The 25,055-nt window shown below is 36.0% G+C and carries 17 protein-coding genes; 12 read left to right on the top strand and 5 right to left on the bottom strand.

The window, feature by feature from the left end; genetic code table 11:
- Positions 1-78: 78 nt before the first annotated feature.
- The 6 genes from rpsA (at position 79) to guaA (ending at position 9,789) form a co-directional block, all read left to right on the top strand.
- Positions 79-1,881 (top strand): 30S ribosomal protein S1, encoded by a 1,803-nt coding sequence (gene rpsA, locus NQ163_RS06730; RefSeq protein ID WP_268189526.1) that lies wholly within the window; start codon positions 79-81, stop codon positions 1,879-1,881.
- A 20-nt stretch (positions 1,882-1,901) separates the two neighbouring features.
- Positions 1,902-2,261 carry an STAS domain-containing protein gene (locus NQ163_RS06725; protein ID WP_120240377.1) on the top strand — a complete coding sequence of 120 codons (360 nt, stop codon included), beginning with the start codon at positions 1,902-1,904 and terminating at the stop codon, positions 2,259-2,261.
- Positions 2,262-2,264: 3 nt separating this feature from the next.
- Positions 2,265-3,188: a ribonuclease Z gene (locus tag NQ163_RS06720; protein WP_268189525.1), complete on the top strand. Its 924-nt coding sequence runs from the start codon at positions 2,265-2,267 to the stop codon at positions 3,186-3,188.
- Positions 3,189-3,740: 552 nt separating this feature from the next.
- Positions 3,741-6,668 carry an endonuclease gene (locus tag NQ163_RS06715; RefSeq protein ID WP_268189524.1) on the top strand — a complete coding sequence of 976 codons (2,928 nt, stop codon included), beginning with the start codon at positions 3,741-3,743 and terminating at the stop codon, positions 6,666-6,668.
- Between the two features lie 193 nt (positions 6,669-6,861).
- A complete protein-coding gene (locus tag NQ163_RS06710) occupies positions 6,862-8,109 on the top strand; it encodes a C1 family peptidase (protein ID WP_268189523.1) in 1,248 nt (415 codons plus the stop codon).
- Between the two features lie 147 nt (positions 8,110-8,256).
- On the top strand, positions 8,257-9,789 hold the full coding sequence (guaA, locus tag NQ163_RS06705) for a glutamine-hydrolyzing GMP synthase (protein ID WP_268189522.1): 1,533 nt from the start codon (positions 8,257-8,259) through the stop codon (positions 9,787-9,789).
- A gap of 53 nt (positions 9,790-9,842) precedes the next feature.
- Here guaA and NQ163_RS06700 read toward each other — a convergent pair whose 3' ends face one another.
- Entirely contained in the window at positions 9,843-10,574 is a 732-nt protein-coding gene (locus NQ163_RS06700) for an Hpt domain-containing protein (RefSeq protein WP_268189521.1), read from the bottom strand.
- A gap of 105 nt (positions 10,575-10,679) precedes the next feature.
- Here NQ163_RS06700 and NQ163_RS06695 point away from each other — a divergent pair, with 105 nt between their 5' ends.
- The 4 genes from NQ163_RS06695 to NQ163_RS06680 all read left to right on the top strand — a co-directional run bounded on the left by NQ163_RS06695 (position 10,680) and on the right by NQ163_RS06680 (position 14,687).
- Positions 10,680-12,293 carry a S41 family peptidase gene (locus tag NQ163_RS06695; RefSeq protein ID WP_268189520.1) on the top strand — a complete coding sequence of 538 codons (1,614 nt, stop codon included), beginning with the start codon at positions 10,680-10,682 and terminating at the stop codon, positions 12,291-12,293.
- A gap of 198 nt (positions 12,294-12,491) precedes the next feature.
- Positions 12,492-13,658, top strand: a complete 1,167-nt coding sequence (locus NQ163_RS06690) for a THUMP domain-containing class I SAM-dependent RNA methyltransferase (RefSeq protein WP_268189519.1) — start codon at positions 12,492-12,494, stop codon at positions 13,656-13,658.
- A gap of 89 nt (positions 13,659-13,747) precedes the next feature.
- On the top strand, positions 13,748-14,287 hold the full coding sequence (locus tag NQ163_RS06685; RefSeq protein ID WP_268189517.1) for a SiaB family protein kinase: 540 nt from the start codon (positions 13,748-13,750) through the stop codon (positions 14,285-14,287).
- Positions 14,288-14,306: 19 nt separating this feature from the next.
- Positions 14,307-14,687 carry a DUF1987 domain-containing protein gene (locus NQ163_RS06680; protein WP_268189516.1) on the top strand — a complete coding sequence of 127 codons (381 nt, stop codon included), beginning with the start codon at positions 14,307-14,309 and terminating at the stop codon, positions 14,685-14,687.
- Between the two features lie 76 nt (positions 14,688-14,763).
- Here the strand turns inward: NQ163_RS06680 and NQ163_RS06675 are convergent, their stop codons facing one another.
- From NQ163_RS06675 to NQ163_RS06665, 3 genes are read right to left on the bottom strand one after another with little or no spacing between them, the layout of a single operon-like run.
- The gene (locus NQ163_RS06675) at positions 14,764-17,832 is read right to left on the bottom strand and encodes an ATP-binding cassette domain-containing protein (protein ID WP_268189514.1); all 3,069 of its coding nucleotides are present in this window, start codon (positions 17,830-17,832) and stop codon (positions 14,764-14,766) included.
- Positions 17,833-17,886: 54 nt separating this feature from the next.
- Positions 17,887-18,306 carry a hypothetical protein gene (locus NQ163_RS06670; RefSeq protein WP_268189512.1) on the bottom strand — a complete coding sequence of 140 codons (420 nt, stop codon included), beginning with the start codon at positions 18,304-18,306 and terminating at the stop codon, positions 17,887-17,889.
- A gap of 19 nt (positions 18,307-18,325) precedes the next feature.
- Complete coding sequence (locus tag NQ163_RS06665) at positions 18,326-19,258, bottom strand: hypothetical protein (protein ID WP_268189510.1); 933 nt, start codon at positions 19,256-19,258, stop codon at positions 18,326-18,328.
- Positions 19,259-19,505: 247 nt separating this feature from the next.
- Between NQ163_RS06665 and NQ163_RS06660 the strand changes: the two genes are divergently transcribed.
- A complete protein-coding gene (locus NQ163_RS06660; protein ID WP_268189508.1) occupies positions 19,506-21,662 on the top strand; it encodes a S9 family peptidase in 2,157 nt (718 codons plus the stop codon).
- Between the two features lie 62 nt (positions 21,663-21,724).
- Positions 21,725-23,056, top strand: coding sequence for an MATE family efflux transporter (locus tag NQ163_RS06655; RefSeq protein WP_268189506.1), 1,332 nt, complete (start codon positions 21,725-21,727; stop codon positions 23,054-23,056).
- 11 nt (positions 23,057-23,067) lie between these two features.
- Here NQ163_RS06655 and NQ163_RS06650 read toward each other — a convergent pair whose 3' ends face one another.
- Positions 23,068-24,975 (bottom strand): hypothetical protein, encoded by a 1,908-nt coding sequence (locus tag NQ163_RS06650; RefSeq protein ID WP_268189504.1) that lies wholly within the window; start codon positions 24,973-24,975, stop codon positions 23,068-23,070.
- Positions 24,976-25,055: the final 80 nt, after the last annotated feature.

Here is a 25,055-nt window from a genome sequence, read left to right as displayed (position 1 = left end):
CTTCCGGAATAATTTAATACTTTTGCACGGAATTTTATATATAATGTCTAATTTATTAGTAAATCAGTAGTTTAACACATGGTTGAAGAAAACAAAAAAGTTGACAATTCTGCTCCAGACGCAGAATTTGATTGGGATGCTTTCACTAACGAAGAAGGTTTCGCAGGTGAAAAGAGAACCGAATTAGAAGCAATGTATGATAAAACTTTATCTACAGTTGCTGAAAAAGAAGTAATTGATGGTACAGTTATTTCTTTGAATAAAAGAGAAGTTGTAATCAATATTGGTTACAAATCAGATGGTATTGTAAGCTTAAACGAATTCAGATATAATCCTGAATTAACAGTTGGTGATACTGTTGAAGTTTACGTTGAGTCTCAAGAAGACAAAAAAGGACAGTTAGTTCTTTCACACAAAAAAGCTCGTGCTTTACGTTCATGGGATAGAGTTAACTCGGCTCTTGAAAATGATGAAATTATCAAAGGTTACATCAAGTGTCGTACAAAAGGTGGTATGATCGTTGACGTATTCGGAATCGAGGCGTTCTTGCCAGGTTCACAGATCGACGTTAAGCCAATTCGCGACTACGATGTTTACGTTGGTAAAACTATGGAGTTCAAAGTTGTTAAAATCAACCACGAATTCAAAAACGTTGTTGTTTCTCACAAAGCTCTTATCGAAGCTGAACTTGAACAACAGAAGAAAGAAATTATTGCTAAGCTTGAAAAAGGTCAGGTATTGGAAGGAACTGTTAAGAACATCACTTCATACGGTGTATTCATCGACTTGGGTGGAGTTGACGGTTTGATTCACATTACAGATCTTTCTTGGGGTAGAGTAACTCACCCAAGCGAAATTGTTGAGCTTGATCAGAAATTGAACGTTGTAATCCTTGACTTCGATGACGATAAGAAACGTATCGCTCTAGGTCTTAAACAACTTACTCCACATCCATGGGATGCTCTAGATGCAGAGTTGAAAGTAGGTGATACTGTTAAAGGTAAAGTAGTTGTTATGGCTGATTACGGTGCATTCGTTGAAATCGCTACTGGTGTTGAAGGTTTGATTCACGTTTCTGAAATGTCTTGGTCACAGCACTTAAGATCTGCTCAGGATTTCATGAAAGTTGGAGACGAAGTAGAAGCTCAAATCTTAACTTTAGATCGTGAAGAGAGAAAAATGTCTCTTGGTATCAAGCAACTGAAAGCTGATCCATGGGCTGAGATTGACACTAAATATGCTGTTAACTCTAAGCACACTGCTAAAGTTCGTAACTTCACTAACTTCGGTGTATTCGTAGAAATCGAAGAAGGTGTTGACGGATTAATCCACATCTCAGACCTTTCTTGGACTAAGAAAGTGAAGCACCCAGCTGAATTCACTCAAATTGGTGCTGAAATCGAAGTTAAAGTTCTTGAAATCGACAAGGATAACAGAAGATTAAGCTTAGGTCACAAGCAATTGGAAGAAAATCCATGGGATGTATTCGAAACAATCTTTACAACTGATTCTATCCACGAAGGTACTATCGTAGAAGTATTCGAAAAAGGAGCTGTTATCGCTCTTCCTTACGGTGTTGAAGGATTCGCTACTCCACGTCACCTTGTGAAAGAAGATGGTGCTCAAGCTAAAGTTGATGAGAAATTACAATTCAAAGTAATTGAATTCTCAAAAGCTGCGAAGAGAATTATCCTTTCACACTCAAGAACTTTCGAAGATGTGAAGAAAGCTGAAGAGACTGCTGCGAAAAAAGAAGCTGCTAAATCAACGAAAAAAGGTGTTAAAAAAGTGAAAGATTCACTAGAAAAGACTACCTTAGGTGATATATCAGAATTAGCTGCTCTTAAATCGCAATTAGAAGGTGGTAAAGACGCTGAATAATTTTTAAAAATAAGGTAACTATGGACTTCAAGATTGACAAGAAAGATGGATACACTTTAGTGCAGGTATTGAAAGACAAATTGGATACTCATATCGCTCCGGCTTTAAAATCAGAATTGGTTTTGATTTCAGGAAACGGTGAAAAAAATATCCTTTTGGATTTAACTCCATGTACTTATTGTGATTCTTCTGGTCTTAGTGCAATTCTTGTAGCGAATAGGTTGTGTAAAAATGCAAACGGAACATTTGTTCTGTATGGCTTGCAGCCTGCTGTTGAAAGATTGGTTTCTATTTCACAGTTGGATTCGGTTCTAAATATTGCTTACAATATGGATGAGGCTGTTTCTACTATGAAAGCTCAAATTGAATTAAACAAGTAATTGGTGAAATTTGAAGTAACTATTCTAGGCAGTAACTCTGCTTTACCAACAACCAAAAGATATCCAACCGCTCAAGTGCTCAATGTACTTGAGCGGTTCTTTTTAATTGACTGTGGTGAAGGTACTCAGATTCAAATGAAACGATTCCGTGTTCCAATGAGTCGTATCAACCATATCTTCATATCGCATACTCATGGCGACCATATATTTGGCCTAATCGGATTACTCTCTACTTATGCTCTTCAAGGGCGAAAATCCGACCTGCATATATATGGACATAGTAAGCTCGAGAAGTTGATTACATTTCAGTTGGAACTTCTTGAAACCAAGAAGCAATACAATATTTATTTCCACACCATTTTTGGAAAAGACACTCAAACTCTTTTCGAAGATGACAAAGTGATTGTCCAATCTTTCCCATTAAAGCATGGTGCAATGCCTTGTGCCGGATTTTTATTCAAGGAGAAGGATAGACCTCGTACTTTGATTGCAGATTTGTTGGATTTCTACAATATTCCAATTCGTTGTCGCCAGTCCTTAAAAATGGGTGAAGATTTTGTGACCGAAGAAGGCGAGGTGATTCCAAATAAAAAGCTTACCAAAGATCCTTTGCCAACTCGTTCCTATGCTTTTTGTACCGATACTGCTCCATACAAGAAAATTATCCCGATTATTGAAAAAGTGGATTTATTGTATCATGAGGCTACTTTTCTAAAAACAGAGGCGAAGCTCGCAAAGGCTACCTACCATTCTACAGCAGAACAGGCAGCTAAAATGGCTGATGATGCACAAGTGAAAAAGCTAATTATTGGGCACTTTTCAACTCGCTTTAAAAGTTTGAATGCTCATTTGAAGGAAGCGAGATCAGTATTTGAAAATACTTACCTGGCCGAAGATGGCAGTAAGTTCTCTGTTGAATTAGGCTAGTGTAATCAAAAACAGGTTTTGAAAGCAGGTAGCTGTTAAAGCACTTCATTGTCTTCAATGTTTCATTAAAAAAAATGATCATTGTACATTGTTATATCAAAAAATAGTTTAGTTTTATTGGCTGCAAACCCTTTAAGCCGAACTCAGGTTAGTAGTTTTGGAAGAGGCGAGAGATTCGGGATTGAGGATTTGCGTGTGCACTTTGTGAAAAATGCATAAGAATGATTTCTCTTTTGCGGATGAAGGTTGGAATCATAGTAGGAAGCAATGTGCAAAAACAAAACAACCGTTTGATATTGATCGGGTCAGTTCAGATCCAATCATTAATACTGTATCTTTTATTGTAAACGCTTTACAAAAGTCAATGTCTTTTAATGCATTCCAATTGTCATGATGTTATGAATGGAATGTGAGATGGAGGTATCCATATGCATGGATTTTTGACTTTGAAAGTAAAGTCTTTGAACAGGTAAACCATATAAGGGTTGACTACAGCTCTTAGGAAGACATTTTATAAACTCCACAATCTACTTACTAACTAAAAACTCTAATATGAAAAGAAATCTACTTTCTCTTCTTACAGCCTTGCTGATGACATCAGCATTAATGGCACAAGTCCCGCAAGGGTATTACAATTCTGCAACAGGCTTAAGTGGCGACGCCTTAAAAAACGCCCTGCACAACATTATTAAAGGTCATACTGAGTATCCTTACAGTTCGACAGCTACCGATGTCTGGGATATTTTAAAGGAAGCCGACCGCGATCCGGCCAATCCTGGTAATGTACTTTGTATTTACTCTAAGTTCTCCATTAATGCCGCGGCTGAGTATAACAGTGGCGATGGTTGGAACAGGGAGCATGTTTGGGCAAAATCCAGAGGGGATTTTGGAACTACCCAAGGAGCCGGAACCGATTTGCACCACCTTCGTGCAGCCGATGTTTCAACCAACTCTGCCCGTAACAACCGTAACTTTGATGAAGCCTCCATTCCCTATGTTGATAATGGTGGCAGCTTTAATGGATCAACCCCGTCTTATACCAGTGATACTGAATGGATCTGGGAGCCTCCTGCTGACGTAAAAGGGGATGTTGCCAGAATGTTAATGTATATGGTGGTTCGATACGAAGGAACTGATGGAGAACCTGACCTGGAACTTCAGGAAGCCTACCTGGATAAGACAAGTACGGCCCCGGGACAAGCTCGACTATCCACCTTGATTCAATGGCATATAAACGATCCGGTTGATGATGAAGAACGAAGAAGAAACGATGTGGTCTATTCTTATCAAAACAACCGAAACCCATTTATCGATCACCCTGAGTATGTTTGTGAAATTTATGATTGCGGCATTACACCTCCAGGTAATTCTACTCCTGTATTTTCTTCAACTCCGGTGACGGAAGCAACTGAAAATGTTGCGTACTCATATGCTATTTCTGCTACTGATGCCGATGGTGATCAAATGAGCTTTTCTGCCAGTAATCTTCCTGCATGGTTGAGCTTAACCGATCATGGGAATGGTTCTGCCAGTTTAAATGGTACACCTTTGTCTTCAAATGTAGGAACTACAGATGTGAGTATCTCGGTGAGTGATGGACAGGCAGTAACAGTTCAGAACTACCAGATTATTGTGAGTGGAGAAAATGGAGGAGGTGCTGCCAGTGAGCTGTTTTTCTCTGAATATGTGGAAGGATCGTCTTACAATAAAGCCGTTGAGATTGCTAATTTTACAGGTGTAACAGTTAACCTGTCTGCTTATGTTATTAAAAAACAAGCTAATGGAGCAGGTGATTGGTCATCAGGTCTGGCATTAAGCGGAAGCTTGGCTCACCAGGATGTGTTTGTGGCAGCGCACTCATCGGCAGTGGCTGAAATTACAGGACAGGCAGATTATACCGGGGGTGTAAGTGAAATGTCTTTCAATGGGAACGATGCCCTTGGATTGTTCAAAAATGATGTGCTTATCGATATCATTGGGAATTTTAACGGAGGATCTTCTAATTTTGCAATCGACCAGACCATGCGTCGTAAATCGAATATTTCGAGTCCAAATACCACTTATACGGTATCGGAATGGGATGTTTTGTCGAAGGATACCTTTACAGGATTAGGCAGTCATACATTTGATGGAGGGGGTGCAATTGCTGATACTGAAGCTCCAACTATTCCAGGAAACCTGGCAGCCTCAAACATTACAGAAAACAGCTTTGACATTTCATGGTTAGCCTCAAGCGATAATGTAGGTGTAAGTGTTTATGAGCTGTACCTTGACAACCAGTTAACAGCAACTCAAACCGGCACAAGCTACAGCCTTACAACACTAAATTCAGGCACTACTTATGAGGTAAAGGTAATTGCCAAAGATGAAGCTGGCAATTCATCGCTTGCAGCTACGATTCAAGTGACAACCCTAAGTCCGGATACTGAGGCTCCAACTACGCCAGGTAATTTTGCAGTAAGCAATGTGCAGCAAACAAGCTTTGATGTCTCATGGTCAGCATCAACCGATAATGTAGCTGTTGGCGCTTATGAATTGTACCTGGATGATGTTCTTGTTGCCACACAAACAGCAACAAGTTATGCTTTCAGTTCACTTACTGCCAGCACAACTTACATTGTTAAAGTATTGGCTAAAGATGAGGCTGGAAATAAATCGTCGACAACACAATTAAGTGTGACAACAAAATCGGCTCCGGCTTCACAGGTTTTGATTGCCAGTGATTTTGAGTCGGGATGGGATGCTTGGATTGACGGTGGTAGTGATGCCAGTCGTTATTCCGGTTCCCGATCATATCAGGGATCTTACTCTATTAACCTGCAGGATAATTCGGGTAGCAAATCATCAATGACATCTCCTGCATTTGATATTAGTGCTTACAATCAAATTGATATAGAATTTTATTACTATGCTTACAGCATGGAAAACAATGAAGATTTCTTTGTAAAGTATTACGATGGATCATCATGGCATACCTTAGCTGTTTTTGTTAGCGGCACAGATTTCGACAACAATAACTATTATGTGGCAACAGTGAGTTTTGATGCGGACCAGTACACTTTTGCTTCCGATGCTAAATTCCGTTTTCAATGTGATGCAAGCTCAAACAGTGACGATATTTACATAGACCTTGTAAATATTACAGCATCCAATAGTAGCAGCAAGTCTAAATTCGCTGGCAATGTAACATCTGCCTTTGTGAAGACTGGATTCGAGTTGGAGCCGGATGCTGAAGAATTGAGTATCTATCCAAACCCTGCAAGTGATTACTTTAATTTTGAATTGGTGCTCGAAGAGCAAGTTGACCTGGACATTACCATTTATGATGCAAATGGGCGTATGGTTTCATCAGTAAAAGAATTGAACTGTGAAGGAACTTATACAAAGCAAGTGAATATTTCTGATCTTGCTTCAGGAGTCTATATTGTACTCGTGCGTGGTGAAGATGTTCATTTTTCAAAACGTTTGATTGTTAAATAAGGTCAATTCGACGAAAAATAATTTCATTTCAATTATTTATAATGCACAGTTCTAAGGGACTGTGCATTTTTATTGGTCCCCCAATGAGCAAACAGGGAAACAGGATCTGATTAAGTAAAATGGAGGATTCGGAATGCCCAAAGAAGATTTTTTATACCTTTAAGCTTTCAAAAACTTAATCAACATGTCTGAAATGAGAAAAATATTATTATCAGCATTAGCATTAACACTGAGTATAGGTGTTTTTGCACAGCAAAAAAAAGACAAATCACAATTCAAGGAGTATGAAGCTGGTTATTATCAGAATTCAATTCTGAAGGATATCAGAATGGTAGACGAGCAGTTGGAAAACAAAGCTGTTGACAAGAGATTCTTTATGGATCAAAGTGCTTACGACCTTCCTAATAAAATTGAATTGTACAAGGACAATACAGAGTGGGCCTATCCAACCATTTCTCAGGGAAATACAGGAACATGCTGGTGTTTTTCTACAACTTCGTTTTACGAATCAGAAGTTTATCGTTTACACAAAAAGAAAGTGGATATTTCAGAGTTATACACAGTTTACTGTGAGTATATTGAAAAAGCTCGTCGTTTTATTCAGGAAAGAGGTGATTCGATGTTCGGGCAAGGAGCTGAAGGTAACTCTGTGGCAAGAATGTGGAAGATTTATGGAGCTTGTCCTCAATCGGCTTACACAGGATTGTTGAATGGAAGAAAATTCCATACTCATGAGAAAATGTATACTGAAATGATGGCCTTCTTGAATGGTTTGAAAAAAAGCAATGCATGGAACGAAGAAGAAGCATTGGCTACAATCAAATCGATCATGAATCATTATATGGGAACCCCTCCAACAAAATTTACTGTAGAAGGTAAGGAGTATACGCCTAAAACTTATTTGAAAGATTATTTGAAAATTAATCCTGATGATTATGTAGAAATTCTGTCTTATAAGCAAGAGCCATACTGGAAGCAAGTTGAATACAAAGTGCCAGATAACTGGTGGCATTCTGAAGAGTATTATAATGTTCCTCTTGACGAATACATGGAGTCAATTAAGAAAGCAATTCGTAAAGGATACACCATGAGTATTGGTGGAGATGTTTCGGAAGCTGGTTTCTTGAGAACAACAAACTGTGCAATGGTTCCAAGTTTTGATATTCCATCAGCATATATTAACGAAGATGCTCGCCAGTTCCGTTTTTCTAACGGATCTACTACTGATGATCATGGTATGCACTTGGTAGGTTACTATGTTGACAAGGATGGAAAAGATTGGTATCTGATTAAGGATTCAAGTTCAGGTTCTCGTAATATTGATGAAAACTCAGCTGAGTTTGGATATTACTTCTTCCATGAAGACTATGTGAAACTGAAAATGATGGGATATACCATTCATAAAGATGCAGTAAAAGATTTACTTAAGAAATTTAAATAATGAACAGCCCCTGAGGAAATCCTCGGGGGTTCTTTTTTTATTGTAGACTTGTTTTTTGAATTCTTAATAAAGGCGTTTTAAAGTCACAAATTTGTGTATCTTTGTACGCCAAATAAGATTACTGAACAACCCTCAATTTGTAAGTTTATGCAGGAAAAAATTCTGATTTTAGATTTTGGCTCACAGTACACTCAGTTAATTGCAAGACGTGTTCGTGAATTAAACGTGTATTGTGAAATTCATCCTTATAATAATCCACCGGCAATCGATGAGTCGATTAAGGGGGTGATTTTATCAGGAAGTCCGTTCTCAGTTAGAGACGAAAAAGCTCCAATTCCAGATTTATCAGAAATAAAAGGCAAATTACCACTTCTTGGAGTTTGTTATGGTGCTCAGCATTTGGCTCATTGCTTTGGTGGCGAAGTAATGGCATCAAACAAAAGAGAATATGGTCGTGCTAACTTAACTTCGGTTGATAATAGCTGTGCTCTTTTAAAAGGAATTAGCTTGAATTCTCAGGTTTGGATGTCGCATGGTGATACCATTGAAAGAATGCCTGCAAATTATAAAGTAACAGCAAGTACCGCTGACGTGGAAAATGCTGCTTTTGCAATTGAAGGTGAAACAACTTATGGTATTCAATTTCACCCTGAGGTTTATCACAGTACAGAAGGTATTGTTTTATTAGAAAACTTTATTGTTGGCATTTGTGGATGTTCACAGGATTGGACTCCAGATGCATTTGTTGAAACAACAGTAGCAGAGTTAAAAGCTCAATTGGGTGACGAACGTGTAATTCTTGGATTATCAGGAGGTGTTGACTCAACGGTTGCAGCTATGTTGTTGCATAAGGCAATTGGCAAAAACCTTTATTGTATTTTCGTTGACAATGGACTTTTGCGTAAGAATGAGTTTACCGATGTATTGAAAAAATACGAATCTCTTGGTTTAAATGTAACTGGTGTTGATGCTGGTGAGAAATTCATTTCTGCCTTGGCTGGTGTTACTGATCCTGAAAAGAAGCGTAAGATCATTGGTAATGCATTTGTTGAAGTGTTTGATGAAGAATCACATAAAGTGGAAAATGCAAAATGGTTAGGCCAGGGAACTATTTATCCTGATGTAATTGAATCAGTTTCTGTTACAGGAGGTCCATCTCAAACCATTAAGTCGCATCATAATGTAGGTGGTTTACCTGATTATATGAAGCTAAAAGTGGTAGAACCACTAAAATTGCTTTTTAAAGACGAAGTACGTCGTGTTGGACGAAGCATGGGACTTGAAGATAAGTTTATTAATCGTCATCCATTCCCAGGTCCAGGATTAGGGATTCGTATTCTTGGTGATATTACCGCTGAAAAAGTGAGAATTCTTCAGGAAGTTGATGACATTTTCATTTCAGGATTGAAAGAAGATGGATTGTACGATGAAGTTTGGCAAGCAGGTGCTATGTTATTGCCGGTTCAATCGGTTGGAGTAATGGGTGATGAGCGTACCTATGAAAGTGTTGTTGCTCTTCGTGCTGTTGGTTCTACTGATGGTATGACAGCTGACTGGTCACACTTACCATATGAGTTTCTTGCTAAAACCTCAAACAAAATCATCAATAATGTAAAAGGTGTTAATAGAGTTGTTTACGATGTAAGCTCTAAACCACCAGCAACTATTGAGTGGGAATAAATTTGTTGAAAACAAGATATAACGGTAGTACTTTTAAAGTGCTACCGTTTTTTTTATGTGGTTTCGAATTGATCCTGATTTGACAAATAGAACTCTTTTGCAATATCAATTTTATCGTTTAACTCCTTCAATTTGCTTAGTGATTTTACCGCATCTTCAGAGAGTATTATTTGTTCCAATTCAATAATCGTTGCTTTGGCCTCTAGCATAGAGAAATTGGCTAAAACTCCTTTTAACTTGTGAGCCGAATCTTTAGCTTTTTTATAATCTCCATTTTCCAGAGGAACCAAAATTTCTGATATCCTGGATTCTTTGATGCTAAAGAATTTTTCAATAACCTCTTTAATAAAGGCTCTATTGTTATCAACCCGGATAAAAAGCTCATTGAAATCGATAATGGCAAGATCTTTGTCCGTCTTTTTGGGTTCGCGAGGTAAATCAATTAATTTTAGAATTAAAGATTTTAGATTCATTTCCTCTGGGAAATACAAAAGTTTATTTACCTTACAAATATTATCCTCCTCTTCGGTTGAGGTTAAAACAAGTAATTTGAATGATTTTGAATCAGCAAAATATGTTTTTAAAGACTCTAAAGATTGATTTACATCTATGGCAGTTTTATCGCCAAGTTTAAATTTAGAGATAATTAACTTGTATTCATTTGAAAGAAGCAATTCAGTTAACTCATCAAATGAATCACATTTAGAAAAATTAATTCCAGGAAGAGATTCAATACTTAATGAATAAGTAAATCCAAGCAGTAATATATTGGCTTTATGTTTCATGTTTGTTGAATTCAATGCCTGTATTTCTTAAAAAGATTGTATCTTTCGTCAGGTTCTGTAAAGTACAATCAATTTGCGCAAAATTTATTAAAAAGCATAATTTATATGAGTAGTTTAAAAAAATTTTTGAGGAATGGCTTTACGCTTTTATTCTTAAGTGTTTTTACAATTTGTGGAACGCTTAATGCTCAATCAGTAAAACAGCAGGCAATTAAATATCAGAATTTATTGGCTTTAGTAGATGCATTTTATGTTGATACTGTAAACGTGGAGAAGCTGACTGAGGATGCAATCGTAAAAGTTTTGGCAGAGCTTGATCCTCATTCAATCTATATTAGCAAGGATGAAATTAAAGAGATGAATGAAGCTTTGCAAGGAAGCTTTAGTGGAATTGGAATTCAATTTAATTTGTTGCGCGACACTTTAATGGTGGTAGCAACAATTCCTGGCGGGCCTTCTGAAAAGGTTGGGCTTCGTGCTGGTGATAGAATTATAGAGATTGATAATGAAAATGTTGCCGCAATTGGTATGAAAAATACTGATGTACATAAGCGTTTGAGAGGTGAGAAGGGAACCATTGTAAATTTGAAAGTAAAGAGAAAGAAAGAAAAGGAGTTACTTGAGTTTGTGATTACTCGTGATAAAATTCCAATTCATAGTTTGGATGCGGCATATATGATTAACAAACAAATTGGTTACATGAAATTAAACCGATTTGCCCTCACAACTTCCGATGAATTTTTAGAGGCTTTAAGCAAGTTAAAAGCTCAAAAAATGAAAGACCTGATTCTTGATTTGCGAGGCAATGGAGGTGGATTCATGACCGCTGCCATTGAAATGGTAGATCAATTTATGGAGGCAGAAAAACTAATTGTATATACCAAAGGTTTATCAACTCCAAGAAGAGAGAATATTTCTACCGAGAAAGGAATTTTTAAAGATGGTAGAATTGTAATTCTTTTGGATGAAGGTTCAGCTTCGGCTTCTGAAATTGTATCCGGAGCAGTGCAAGATTGGGACAGAGGTGTGATTATTGGTCGTAGAACTTTCGGGAAAGGATTGGTACAAAGACAATTCCCGCTTTCTGATGGTTCGATGATTCGATTAACAACTGCACATTATTATACTCCTACAGGAAGATGTATTCAAAAACCATATGAAAATGGCCTTGAAGATTATCATTTGGATATTTTGAAGCGTTATAAGTCTGGAGAAATGATTAATGCTGATAGTATTCATTTTCCTGATTCTTTAAAATATAATACACTTGTGAAGAAAAGAACAGTGTATGGTGGTGGTGGTATTATGCCAGATATTTTCATTCCTATCGATACAACTGCAAATTATAAATATTTCAACCTACTGGTTCGTAAAAATGTAATTTACCCTTATGTGGTGAACTACATGGATAAAAATCTTGAATCTTTACGAAAGCAGTATCCAAAATTTGAATCATTCGCGAAGAATTTCGAAGTAAGTGATAAAATGATGGAAGAAATTGTTGCTTTGGGAGAAAAAGAAGGAATCGAAAAAACAGAAGAGGATTACAATGCAGTAGTAGATGATATAAAATTACACGTAAAGGCATTGTTAGCGAGAGATTTATGGGAAAGTGCAGAGTATTATAAAATTGTGAATAGCAAGAACGAATTTGTTAAAAAAGCCATAGAGGTACTCAAAAATCCCCAATTATACGATACAGAATTGATTAGTGAGTAATTGCTGATTATGAGCCGAAAGCATCGCTTTCGGCTTTTTTTTCGAATATCTGATTAAAAGCCTATGTTTTTAGGTGTTAAAGATTAATTTTGTAGCCGAAAATCGAATCAAAGACAAGTTCGTTAAATTTGTTAAGAAAAGACGTTTTCGTTGATTCGAAAATTGAAATAGTTTAGATGTAGATTAAAAAAGATGGTTGTGAAAACAGACTCGGGTAAATTCAGATTAATTGCAAAAACCTTTCATGGTTTAGAGGAAGTATTGTCTAATGAATTGGAAAAATTAGGCGCAGAGGAGATTAGAGTTTTAAAACGTGCGGTAAGTTTTGTGGGAGACAAAACATTGCTTTATAAAGCAAACATGCATTTGAGAACAGCCACCCGAGTTATTAAACCAATTCACAAATTTACAGCTCACGATACCGACGAGTTGTACAAAGGAATTCAGGAAGTTGACTGGAGTGAGTACATTACTAATAAAGATACTATCGCTATTGATAGTACAATTAGTTCGGATGACTTTAAGCACTCAAAATTTGTTACCTACCGTGTAAAAGATGCTATTGTAGATCAATTCTTTTATGCAACAGGCGATCGTCCATCGGTAAGGATGATGAATCCTTCTTTACGCATTAACATTCATATCGACAGAAATACCTGTACAGTTTCATTGGACAGTTCGGGAGAATCGCTACATAAAAGAGGTTATCGTGTAGGTGAAACAGCAGCTCCACTTAATGAGGTGTTGGCAGCTGGTTTAATTTTGCTTTCTGATTGGGATAAAAAATCCAACTTTATTGATCCAATGTGTGGATCGGGAACCATTCTGATTGAAGCAGCTTTGATCGCTTACAACATTCCTCCTGGATTGTATCGTAAAGAGTTTGGATTCCAGAAATGGAAGGATTTCGATGAGGATTTGTGGGATGATATCTACAATGAAGAAACTGAAGTTGAGTACGAAGGCAAAATTATTGGAGCAGATATCTCTGATAAAGCAATGGAGATTGCAGAAGAGAATATCCGTAATGCTGGGTTAAGACGAAAAATTAAATTGAATGTAACTCCATTCCAGCAGTTTGTACCACCAGTTGAAAAAGGACTTTTAATTACCAATCCTCCTTATGGTGAGCGTTTAAGACCAAAAGATTTGGAAGGATTGTATGCTATGATTGGAGAAAGATTAAAGCACAATTTTGCTGGTTATGATGCTTGGATTTTAAGCTATGGAAAAGAATGTTTCGATAGTGTAGGCTTACGTCCATCAAGAAAAATAACTCTTTATAATGGTGCCCTGGAATGTAAATTCCAAAAATACTCGATGTTCGAAGGTAAAAAGAAAGATAATTATAAGAAAGATAAATAAGAGCCAAGCAGGAAATTTGATCCTGCTTCACTTTTAACTCTGAGATAATTTGTTAATTTTGTTATTGAGTAACCCTAATCCTAATATTTATGAATTTTGACCTTAACCAATGGTATGAAGAAAAAATAGATGAAGATGCTATTTTTGATTACAAAGGCAGAATTGAAGATGAGGATGTTACTCGAATTCTAAATTCGATTGAGAGGATTCTTAAGGCAAAGGACGAGTCTCCAAAGGTATTCAAGAAAATTTTTAATGTTTTAATTGAACTGGTGCAAAATCTTCATCATCATGGAGAGGTTCCAGCTGATTTGAATGTCGATTACAATAAATTTGGAGTACTTATTTTAAGAGATGAAGGAATGCAGTATCGCATTAGTGTAGGTAATTTTATTAAGATTGAAGGCCTAAAACTAATTCGTGATAGAATTGACCAAATTAATACTTTGTCGTCGGAAGAAACCCGTAATTTGTATCGAATTATATTAAATAATGAGCAATTCTCCGAAAAAGGAGGAGGTGGTTTAGGAATGGTAGAGATTGCCAGGAAAAGTGGCAATAATATGGAGTATCAATTTATTGATTATAATACCGACTATTTATTCCTTTCTATTGATGTTGTAATATAAAACTTAAAGTATAACTTCCATGAATTCACTAGTTTTAGAAGGTAGCCCAAAAACTCCTAGTATTAATTTTGATGGAGAAAATGGAGCTTTTTTAATTGAAGGTCGTTCAATTCCAGAAAACTCGCTTGATTTTTATAAGCCTGTAATGGAGTGGCTGGATTCGTATGTAAACGAGCCACAGGAAGAAACTAAAGTTTCTATTAGGTTAGAGTATTTTAACACCAGTTCGTCGAAATGTATTTTGGACGTATTTAAGAAATTGGAAACCATTTTTAAACGAGGAAAAAAAGTGATCATTAACTGGCATTACGAAGTGGATGATGAGGATATGTTGGAAGCTGGTGAAGATTATCAATCAATTGTGAAGATTCCTTTCAATATGATTGAGGAGGATGAATAAATCGTAATACAACTAGATAATAAAAAAACTGCAATCTATTAGGTTGCAGTTTTTTTGTGTCATCCAATTCAGATGCTTATGAATTGTAACTTCTTTTCTTAATTCGTTGTTCGAAAATACCCAAAGCTTTTTTAAGCAGACCAAAATACAACACAAGGTAAAGGCCTATACTTGAACACCAAATAACAATAATATTTACCCAATAAGTATCGTAGTACTTACCAAACAGGCATTTTTGAGGTGCATAAAAATGTGCTTTTAGAAATTTGCACTCAGGATCTCGATAAATCGGGTCAATCTTTTGATACAATCGATCCTTGTATTCTATGATTCTTTCAATATCATTACTGTTACGTACAAATTCGGTTAACCTTTCATTTGAGTATTCCTTTTTCATTTTAACAAACTCTTGTTTGTTATCGTATTGTTTCTGAATTTCAACCAAATGTTCATCCTTTTTTCTGTTCGAAATATTATACAAATTAATGTAGTATCGATTCAGTTTATCAAAATAGGTACGTAGATTTTGAATCGTTAATTCATCTAATTTAATAGGAGATAGGTAATCTACCCTTTCAAAGTGGAAGGCCAATTTGTCTAAATCTTCCAGTGATAATTCATTTCTCAATAAAATCAGATTAGATTCTAATTTTTCAAGCTTATCGGGTTGATTTAAATACCTTTCACACTCGTTTAATTTGTTTTTAAGGATAGGTAGCCAATAATTTTTACGATAGTCAGCTTTACTCATTAGCTTCTCGTAAATATAGAAATTTGCAGTAAACTGATTATCCTTAAACTGTTTTACTGCCAATGCTTCATAAGCCCATCGAGCTGTAATTATTTCTCCATACCAAGGAATAGAATTTGGAGCCGAGATATTAGGGTTTAATTTATCGAACTTTACAATTATACCACTAAGAATTAACTGAGGAATCAGAATAAATGGAATTAGAATATAAATTGTAATTACAGTTTTAAAGCTATCGGATATTATTAAACCAAGCATGTTGGCAAAACACCACGCACTGAATAAGGCAAGCCAGTACTCAAAAAACATCCCTTTGATTTCCAGTATGGAATTGCCTATAAAGGTGAATAAGAAGGCCTGAAAAGCTGAAATTGTAAATAGAATAACAATTTTCGATATCAAATATCCAGATTTACTGAGATTTAAGAAACGTTCCCGTTTCAGTATTTTTCTATCCTTTATGATTTCCTCTGCACTTAAGGTTAAGCCAATAAAAAGAGCTACAATAACTGCCATGAATAGGTAAACGGGCATGTTGCTATTGTTGCTGAAAGTGTAACCAAGCTCATTTCCTGCATCAACATTATAATACTTAATAATGTACGATAGAATTAATGCCAAAAGAGGTGTTTCGAACAGATTAATGAACAAATACTGACGATTGGCAAATTTTGAAATTAGATCTCGCTTGGTAAATACCCAAAACTGTTTCAATGCCGAAGGGATTTTGAAACTTACAGGCGGCAACTCTTTTGTGTTCTCAATCTCTTTGCCGTTTTTATTGTGGTCATTAAACCTTTGATACCACTGAATAGGTGAAACTTTTCTTATTTGTGTAGGATTACCATATTCGTCCAGAACTTCTGATTCAACAATGTTAAATATCTGGTCTGCATCAACATTCCCACACGAATTGCATTCGCTCTCGGTGCGATTTGCTCTTAAAGTTTGCGATTTAAAATAGGTAATGGCATCTAAAGGATTTCCATTAAAGATTAAATAACCACCAGTATCCAAAATCAATAAGCGATCGAACATTTTAAAAATATCCGAAGCTGGTTGATGAATTACAACAAAGATTAATTTGCCTTTCAAAGCCAGATTTTTCAGCAAATCCATAATTTTAGCGGAATCTCTTGATGATAATCCAGATGTTGGTTCATCAAGAAACAAAACCGATGGTTCACGGATCAATTCCAGTGCAATGTTTAATCTTTTGCGCTGCCCACCACTAATTTTTTTATCTAAAGGATTGCCCACTTTCAGGTTACGAGCCTCGTATAATCCTAAATCTTTTAGAAGCTTTAAAACGAGTCTTATCAATTGAAAACTACTGTATTTGTCGAAGCAGAGTTTCGCATTAAAGTATAGATTTTCGAAAACGGTAAGCGATTCAATAAGTAAGTCATCCTGTGATACATGTCCAATTACACCTTCTAGTTTCGATTTATCAGTAGTAATATCGTAACCGTTGATTACAACATTTCCTTTATTTGGTTGAGAAGATCCGTTTAAAACGTTTAACAAGGTGGTTTTACCTGCACCACTCGATCCGATAATTCCAACCATTTTTCCTGACTCTTCCTTGAACGACAAGTCATGTATACCTATGTTATCCTCTTTGAATCGATATTCGATATTTTGAGCTTCAAAAACTACTCGTTTTTGTTTGTTGTCACGATAAAATGTACTTACAATATCGCCAAAGTAAATGGGATCGATTTTAGGATTACGAATGGAGGATCCTTGACTTAAAACATGAACTCGTTCTGGATTTAACGATTGTCCATTCATGAATAATTCATCGATTCCTCTGAATCGCATTACAAACATATCCACTGTTTGTAACCTAAGAATCTTGATTTTACCAATCAGTCCAGCCGAATAGTAATGTTCCCCAATTTCATGGTTCAATTCAGAATTACTTATTGTTAGTAATCTGCTGGATGGTTTAATCTCGGAAAAATCATTAAGGACAAAGTTGCGAAGTCTTTCATAACCTTCCTTAGGAAGATTAAAGGTATCAGCTACTGTTTCGACAAAGGCAAACTCTTGTGTACTAATTTCATCTTCAGAATTTAAAAATTCAAGAAGTTGAATGAGTACAACAACCTTTTGTCTGATTATTAATTCTTCGTTAATTTCAGTACAAATGCGTAAAACGCGAACTGAACTTGCTGAAGTGTATTTTTTAATTTTTGATTTTCGGGTTGTTCTTCTTTGATTTTCTTCGTAGTGCTGATCGTAAAGCACTAAATATTCCTCTGCCGTTTCCTGATCAAGATGTTGCTTCAAATATTTAGATACCACTCTACGCCTTTCAGTTGCAGAGCTTTGCGGGTGTGCAATGATGGCAAAGAGTTGCATTAAAGCTTTTAATATTCGTTCGCTCATGGAATGGTAGGGTTATAATGTTAGGTTGTCAACCTTATTAAGAGTAGCTTTTTATTATTGTTTAAATCCAATTAACATTAATATGAAGCCTGAACTTACATTCTTTTGGTTTAATTTGGCTTCGATTGTACAATTCATTGAATTTTCAAATTTAAAATCCCAGTAAGGCGAATTTTTATGTTCGCGATTGGTGAAAATTAAATGGTTTTCCTGATCGTAAATGGAGAAAATTACATTGCCTTCATCTTTTCCTGTAGCACTTACAATTCTGTAATGATTGCCTGCATAAAAGGTTGTATGAAATTCTGCAATTTCGCCTCCTGATAATAAAGCTTTGTATTGCTGACCATCTGATATGAATTCGGTTCCCAAGTGCTTGGTGCAATTCTTAAGAGTTACATCCGATTGAGCCTTTGTGCTTAGACCAAAAACAGATAGTAAGAAAAATAGTATAATGGTATATTTAAGTCTCATAGGTAAAGATTTTCTCAGTTTATTTAATAATGTGCTCACGGATTATTGATACTTTCTCTGTGATTTTAGTTAACTGTTCCTTTTTCATTATCAATTCAGATTTGCTTTTCACAATGGTAAGTTTTTTATGTGAATCGGTAATAGGAGCTACATATTTATATTGTTCTTCAATTTCATCAAATGTGTAGGCAAGATCAATTAGTTTATCTACTAAGAAATAATAATCTTTTGATTCGTTAGAATATGGAACAAGCAATTTAATAAGGTTTTCCAGCGGACGCTTTTGTTCCGAAATACGATCCATTAATTCCTTGTTCGGTTTTTCTTTAATTTGCTGAGTTAACAAATAAACAGATTCAATCCATCCACCAGCTAAGATTAGTGCACCTGTGTTTTCACGCTTATTTGCCTTTAAATAGTTGTCTATTTTGCGATAAGTATTACTAACAATTACCAAAAGTGAATCCCTATTTTCAATATTGTTTTCAATTCTTTCAACAGTTGGTTTATCCATGGCGTTGTATAAACCAATTTCTTGCGATAAAATTTTAAGAATAGCAAAATAACTTGCAGCGTCCTGAGTTTGTTTGTAAATGTTGATATATCCTAAATCGGAACCATAAACACCAAAGTTGATTGCTTTGCTAAAATTATCGACGTAATCGCCTGACTTTTTAGTCGAATTAAGCAAGTCTTTGTTGTATGAAATTCCTGATTTTTCAAGCAATAAGGAAATCTGATACGGCGATGGTAAACTAAACAAGATATTGTTGTACTTAAAAATATTTCCTGTTTTTTCAGCATCAGCCATGATTTCAGCCTCCGTATCTTGTTCGATGGCTACTTCTTTGTTTGTGGTTTCAGAAGGTTGAAGTATTAAAAATGTAGCAATTGCTGCAATTGCTATTAAAAATAGAAACTTAATACTATTCGGGATTCTTTTCTTTGGCATTTCTTTTTTCTTTAATTAGTTGGACCAATTATGAAGAAAAAACACGATTTACTTAGCTATTTTCAAACTGTTTGAAAACGATTCGCATTATAATCTGGTATTTTTTCTACTTGATTTTAACAAATATCAAATCAATTGGTAGTCGTCCTGATTAATTTATTCTAACATTATTACTGTATTTATACTAAAAAGGATACATTTGAATGCAAAAAAAATTAAAAAGATATTTAACAACAAATTAAACAAGATGAAAAGAATATTCCTTTTAGCCTATTTATTAATTAATTGTGGGGTTTTCCTAAGCTTGGAGGCACAGACAAAAAAATTGTCTATGGAAGATGCTATTTTAGGGCAATGGAGGCAATTTTATCCGGAAAGCTTATCACAATTATCTTGGAGAGGAGATTTAAGTGAATACACTTATGTGAAAGAGAATAAAATTATGCTTGCAAAACCTGGAAGTGAACCGACGGTATTATTAAGTTTGAAAGAACTGAATGCAGGTTTAAAAGAGAATGAAATCGAATCATTACGAAGAATGCCTCGTTTTTCATGGCAATCAGCAAATGTGATGGAATTCAACTTGCGAGGAGCTTTGATTCATTATGATTTTGTAGCCAAAAAAGTATTGCTTAACCTGACAGTAAATTCCAAAGCAGAAAACCAGGATTTTTGCAATTCATCGAATACTGTAGCTTATACCATTGAAAACAATTTATACATTGCAGGTAAAGATGGACAAGAACTTGCAATTACAACCGATACGGATAAAAATATCGTAAATGGTCAAGCGGTTAGTAGAAGTGAATATGGCATTAGCGGAGGAATCTTTTGGTCTCCTAACGGCAAGCAATTGGCATTTTATAGAAAAGACGAAACCAAGGTAACTTCTTTTCCTTTGGTTGATATCAACACGAGAGTTGGCGATTTGAGAGAGATTAAATATCCTATGGCAGGAATGGGCAGCGAAGTAGTTAGTTTGGGGGTTTACAATTTAAATACCAAGCAAACTTCATGGATTAAGCCTGATGATTTCGGATCAGATCAATATTTAACCAATATTTCCTGGGGAGCTGATAACAAATACATTTACATTCAGGTATTAAATCGTGCTTCGAATCATGCAAAATTGAACAAATACGAAGCTGAAACAGGTAAGTTTGTAAGCACTTTATTTGAAGAGAAAGATGATCGTTGGGTTGAACCATCGCACAAATTGGTATTCCTGAAGAACAAGCCAAATTTGTTCATCTATCAAACCAACAACCGTCATGGATTTAATCATGCTTATTTGTACAATACAGAAGGAAAGTTGATTAAACAATTAACTTCAGGAGATTGGGAAATTACTGAAATACTAGGTTTCGATAAAGGCGAAAAGTACATGTTCTATGTATCTACCGAAGTAAGTCCGATAGATAGACATGCCTACAAGTTGAACTTGAAAACTGGTAAAAGATACAGATTAACCAAAGATGAAGGATATCATAGTGTACAGGTAAGTGCCGATGGAAAATACATCTTGGACAATTACAGTAGTCTTAAAGTACCAAGAATTATAAATGTTGCTGATACCAGAGGGAAATTCGTAAAAGAATTGGTGAAGGCAGAAAACAAACTGAAGGATTACAATTTGGGCGAAATTTCATTGGGAACAATAAAATCGGCTGATGGAGTTACCGACCTTCACTATAGAATGGTGAAACCAGCTGATTTCGATCCGAATAAAAAATATCCGGTTGTGGTATATGTTTATGGAGGTCCGCATGCCCAGTTGGTTACCAACAGATATATGGGAGGTTCTCGTTTGTGGGAACAGTATATGGCTCAAAACGGATACCTGCTTTATATTTTGGACAACCGGGGATCAGCAAACAGAGGTAAAGAATTTGAGGCCGTAATTCACCGTCAGTGTGGACAACCAGAAATGGCAGATCAGATGAAAGGTGTTGAGTTTTTGAAATCGCTGCCATATGTTGATGCTGATAAAATTGGAGTTCATGGATGGAGTTATGGTGGTTTCATGACCATTTCTTTAATTACGAATTATCCAGAGGTATTTAAGGTTGCTGTTGCAGGAGGACCGGTAATTGATTGGAAATGGTACGAGGCGATGTATGGAGAACGTTATATGGATACTCCTGACGAAAACCCTGAAGGATATGCTAAAACTTCATTAATCTCGAAAGCGAAAGATTTAAAAGGAAAACTTTTAATTTGCCAGGGAGCTATTGATCCAACGGTTTTATGGCAGCATAGCTTGAATTTCATACGCGAATGTATCAAGAATAATGTTCAGGTTGATTACTTCCCATATCCAAGAGCAGAACACAATGTTCGAGGTCGAGATCGAATTCACTTAAAGCAGAAAGTCAGCAATTATTTTGATGATTATCTGAAATAAAAGAACTAATTTTCGCCGGCTTCGAATTAAGGAGCCGGCTTTTTATTTTATAGAATTTTAGCGTGAGAATACAAACTGATTACAGAAACATTTGGAAGATTGCCTATCCCATTATTTTGGGGTCTGTGGCGCAGAACATCATTGCCTTAACCGATACTGCTTTTTTGGGACACCTAAGTGAAGTAGCATTAGGAGCTGCAGCCATTGCCACAATCTTTTATTTTGCTGTGGTGATGCTTGGTTGGGGATTCGGATTAGGAACCCAAATTGTAATTGCGCGTCGATTTGGTGAAGGCAATTATGAAAGAGTTGGAAAAACCTTTGATCATGCCTTGTATTTTCTATTGATTCTGGCTCTACTTTTATTAGGTTTTATGCAGATTCAAGCTCCTCCAATTCTGAAGGGGATCGTTCAATCGGATGCTATTTTTCAAGCAAGTACCGATTACATTTCTGTACGCGCATGGGGAATTTTATTCGCCTGTGTGAACCTGTTGTTTAGAGCATTTTATATAGGAATTGCCAAAACCAAAGTAATCAGCTGGAGTACCGCTTTTATGGCAATCGTGAATATCTTTCTTGATTATGCTTTAATATTTGGCGAGTTCGGTTTTCCAGAAATGGGTATTAAAGGAGCAGCCTTGGCATCGGTAATTGCAGAAGCTTGTGTATTAGTGTTTTTCCTGATTTATACTTTTAGAAAAACTCCAATAAGAAAATACCAGCTGTTTGCTTTTCCAAAGGTGGATAGGGAACTGTATTCTCGATTGTTAAAAGTATCTTTTCCAATGATGATACAAAATTTCCTGGCACTTTCATGCTGGTTTGTGTTCTTCTTATTGGTTGAGAAAATGGGAGAGAGGGAGCTAGCCATCTCCAATATTATCCGTAGTATTTATGTGTTGATAATGGTTCCGGTTTGGGCATTCGCTTCTGCGGCAAATACTTTGGTTAGTCAAGTGTTAGGCGAGGGAGAACCTAAAGAGGTAATGCCGGTTATTTTTAGAACCGTAAAATTGTCGTTTTTAGCTGTTTTGGCTTTGGTTGGCATTAGTTTAATTAGTCCGGAATTGGTGATATCCATTTATACAGAAGAACCTGGTTTGATTATACAAACCAAACCTGTATTGTATGTGATTTTTGGTGCCGCTTTATTATTTCCCATTGCCATCACATTGTTCCAGGGCGTTTCAGGAACAGGCAATACTTTTCATGCCATGCTTATCGAAATTGTGGTGCTCGCATGTTACCTGGGAGGAGTTTATTTGCTGATTGAAGTCTTTCAATTATCCATTTCAGGAGTTTGGGTGTCGGAGTATTTTTATGCTGGCTTTTTGGCTTTCGGATCGTGGTTGTATTTGAGATTTGCCAACTGGAAAGAGAGTAAGATTTAGGTTTTAAACATCTATTCATAGGGAACAACATCAGGCTGACCAACTTTAAAATCATTAAATCGAGGACGTTCTTCGCCTGATAAACGAAAGGCCGCAGACTGAAAATCGCTTGGAGCTTTTGGATAAAATGCCAAACGTAACTGTATGGTTTTGAATACAAGGTTTTCATTGTGTAATCGCACACCAAAACCTAATCCATAGTAATAATCACCTTTAAAAATGTGTTTCTGATTACTGCCTATAATTCCGACATCGCCAAAAGTATAAAAAGCAAATTTAAAACCGCCAAGCATGTATGGCGTAAAGGCTACGGTCTCTAAATTTAAATTTAACTTTTGCTTTCCTGTAACCTCTTCGCTTTTAAATCCACGAATGCCATGTTTGTTATTGATCGTGATAAATTCTTCAGGAAATCTTCGGATACCCAAAGTGTATTTTAAATCTCCAAAATTACGGAATCTTAATGCTCCTAATTTTCGAATTCGGCTAAAGAATTTCGATTGGACGATTAAGGTGCCCTGTTCAAAACGTTTTGAATTGAAAAATCCACCAATGGCTAAGCGATTAAAAAGATAACTTCTTGTTTTACGAACATAGCTTGCTTTCTGAAAATCAAAACCCAGATACATTCGGTGTGAGTACTCTCGATCTTCGTAACCAAAATTCATTTGAGCCAAAAATCCATAAGGAATATCCTCGGTTCTACCAAAATTATAGATCAGGTTACTTTTGTAATATTGCGTTTGACTGATACTGATCCCGCCAAGGTACAAGGTGTTATTGTGGAAAAATTGATTTAGTTCCGGACCAGTTTCCGGTCTTTCAAAAAACTTTCTACTAGATATCCTTCCGGTAAAAAACATCTTTCGCCTGGCAAATAAATTTTTAGAGTCCAGCTTTACAGAAGTTCCATACCATAGATTCCCATAATTAAAATCCAAAGGTATTTCGTTCCGAATCGGATCGTCCTTCATGATTTTATCTGATCGCATTGTTTTCGATAAGCTAAACCCACCTGCCCTCTTGGTGTTATAGGTATCAAAATTTCTTTCAAAATCAATTCCTATTACTGATTTTTCATATGTGTTTTCGTAAATTAAACTGGCGTCAATAAAGCTTTTTTTGATATTGCGAACCTTGTATCTCCCTGAATAACCAAACTTTTGATCTTCATCTCTATCGTAATGAAATTTGTTGCTGAACTCATGGCCAATGCCGTATAGGTTTCGGCTGTAAATTTCGAACTCAGTAGATAAGTTTGAACCAAGATCCACATCAATCCCCCAGGAAAATTGATCTTTTACCCACAGTTGTAAATCAACAAACTTATTTGAGCCTTTTACAGGTATAACCCTAAAAAATGCATCTTTAATATAGTTTAGTTGTCTAATCAACCTTTCATTGTCAGCAAGTGTATAAGCATCCAGTTTATCTCCTTCGTTTAGATGTAACATTTTTCTTAAATGTCCACGTCTACTGGTATGATGTAGGTCGTTCCCAGCTCTTTCAATCCAGCTGTTGGCAACTTTAGTGGTATCGTGCAGGCTAGAACCGAAAGGCTCAAGAACTCTTACCTCAATATTTCTGATTGTTTTCCCCTGGTAAATAACAAAGGCGGTTTCACTACGTTCTGTTTTTATGGTATCGGTAGGCGAAATTTTATCGGGAGCTACAAAAAATAATTTGTAAAGCTCTTTGGTAAATTTGCGTTTATAAGCTCCACGTTGTATGGCATGGTAGAATTTGCTTCCACTTTTATGAGAATCCTTTTTTCGTTCGCTTACTGTATCCATTAAAAATACGATAGTATCGCGCGAAATAATTATTGTACTATCGGGTAAATCTATTTTTTTAGTGGGGTTTAAAAGGCTGTCTTTTGGAATGTTCTGCTGTGCATTTGCAGAATAAAAATAGCTCAATAGGATGACTATTAATAAACAATATGTAGCTGAACTTCGAATAGTATTTTATTTTTATGGTTATACACTATTCTCAAAGA

The sequence above is a fragment of the Marinifilum sp. D737 genome, assembly GCF_026672275.1.
Classification (GTDB): domain Bacteria; phylum Bacteroidota; class Bacteroidia; order Bacteroidales; family Marinifilaceae; genus Marinifilum.
This window is presented reverse-complemented; position numbering and strand designations above follow the sequence as displayed.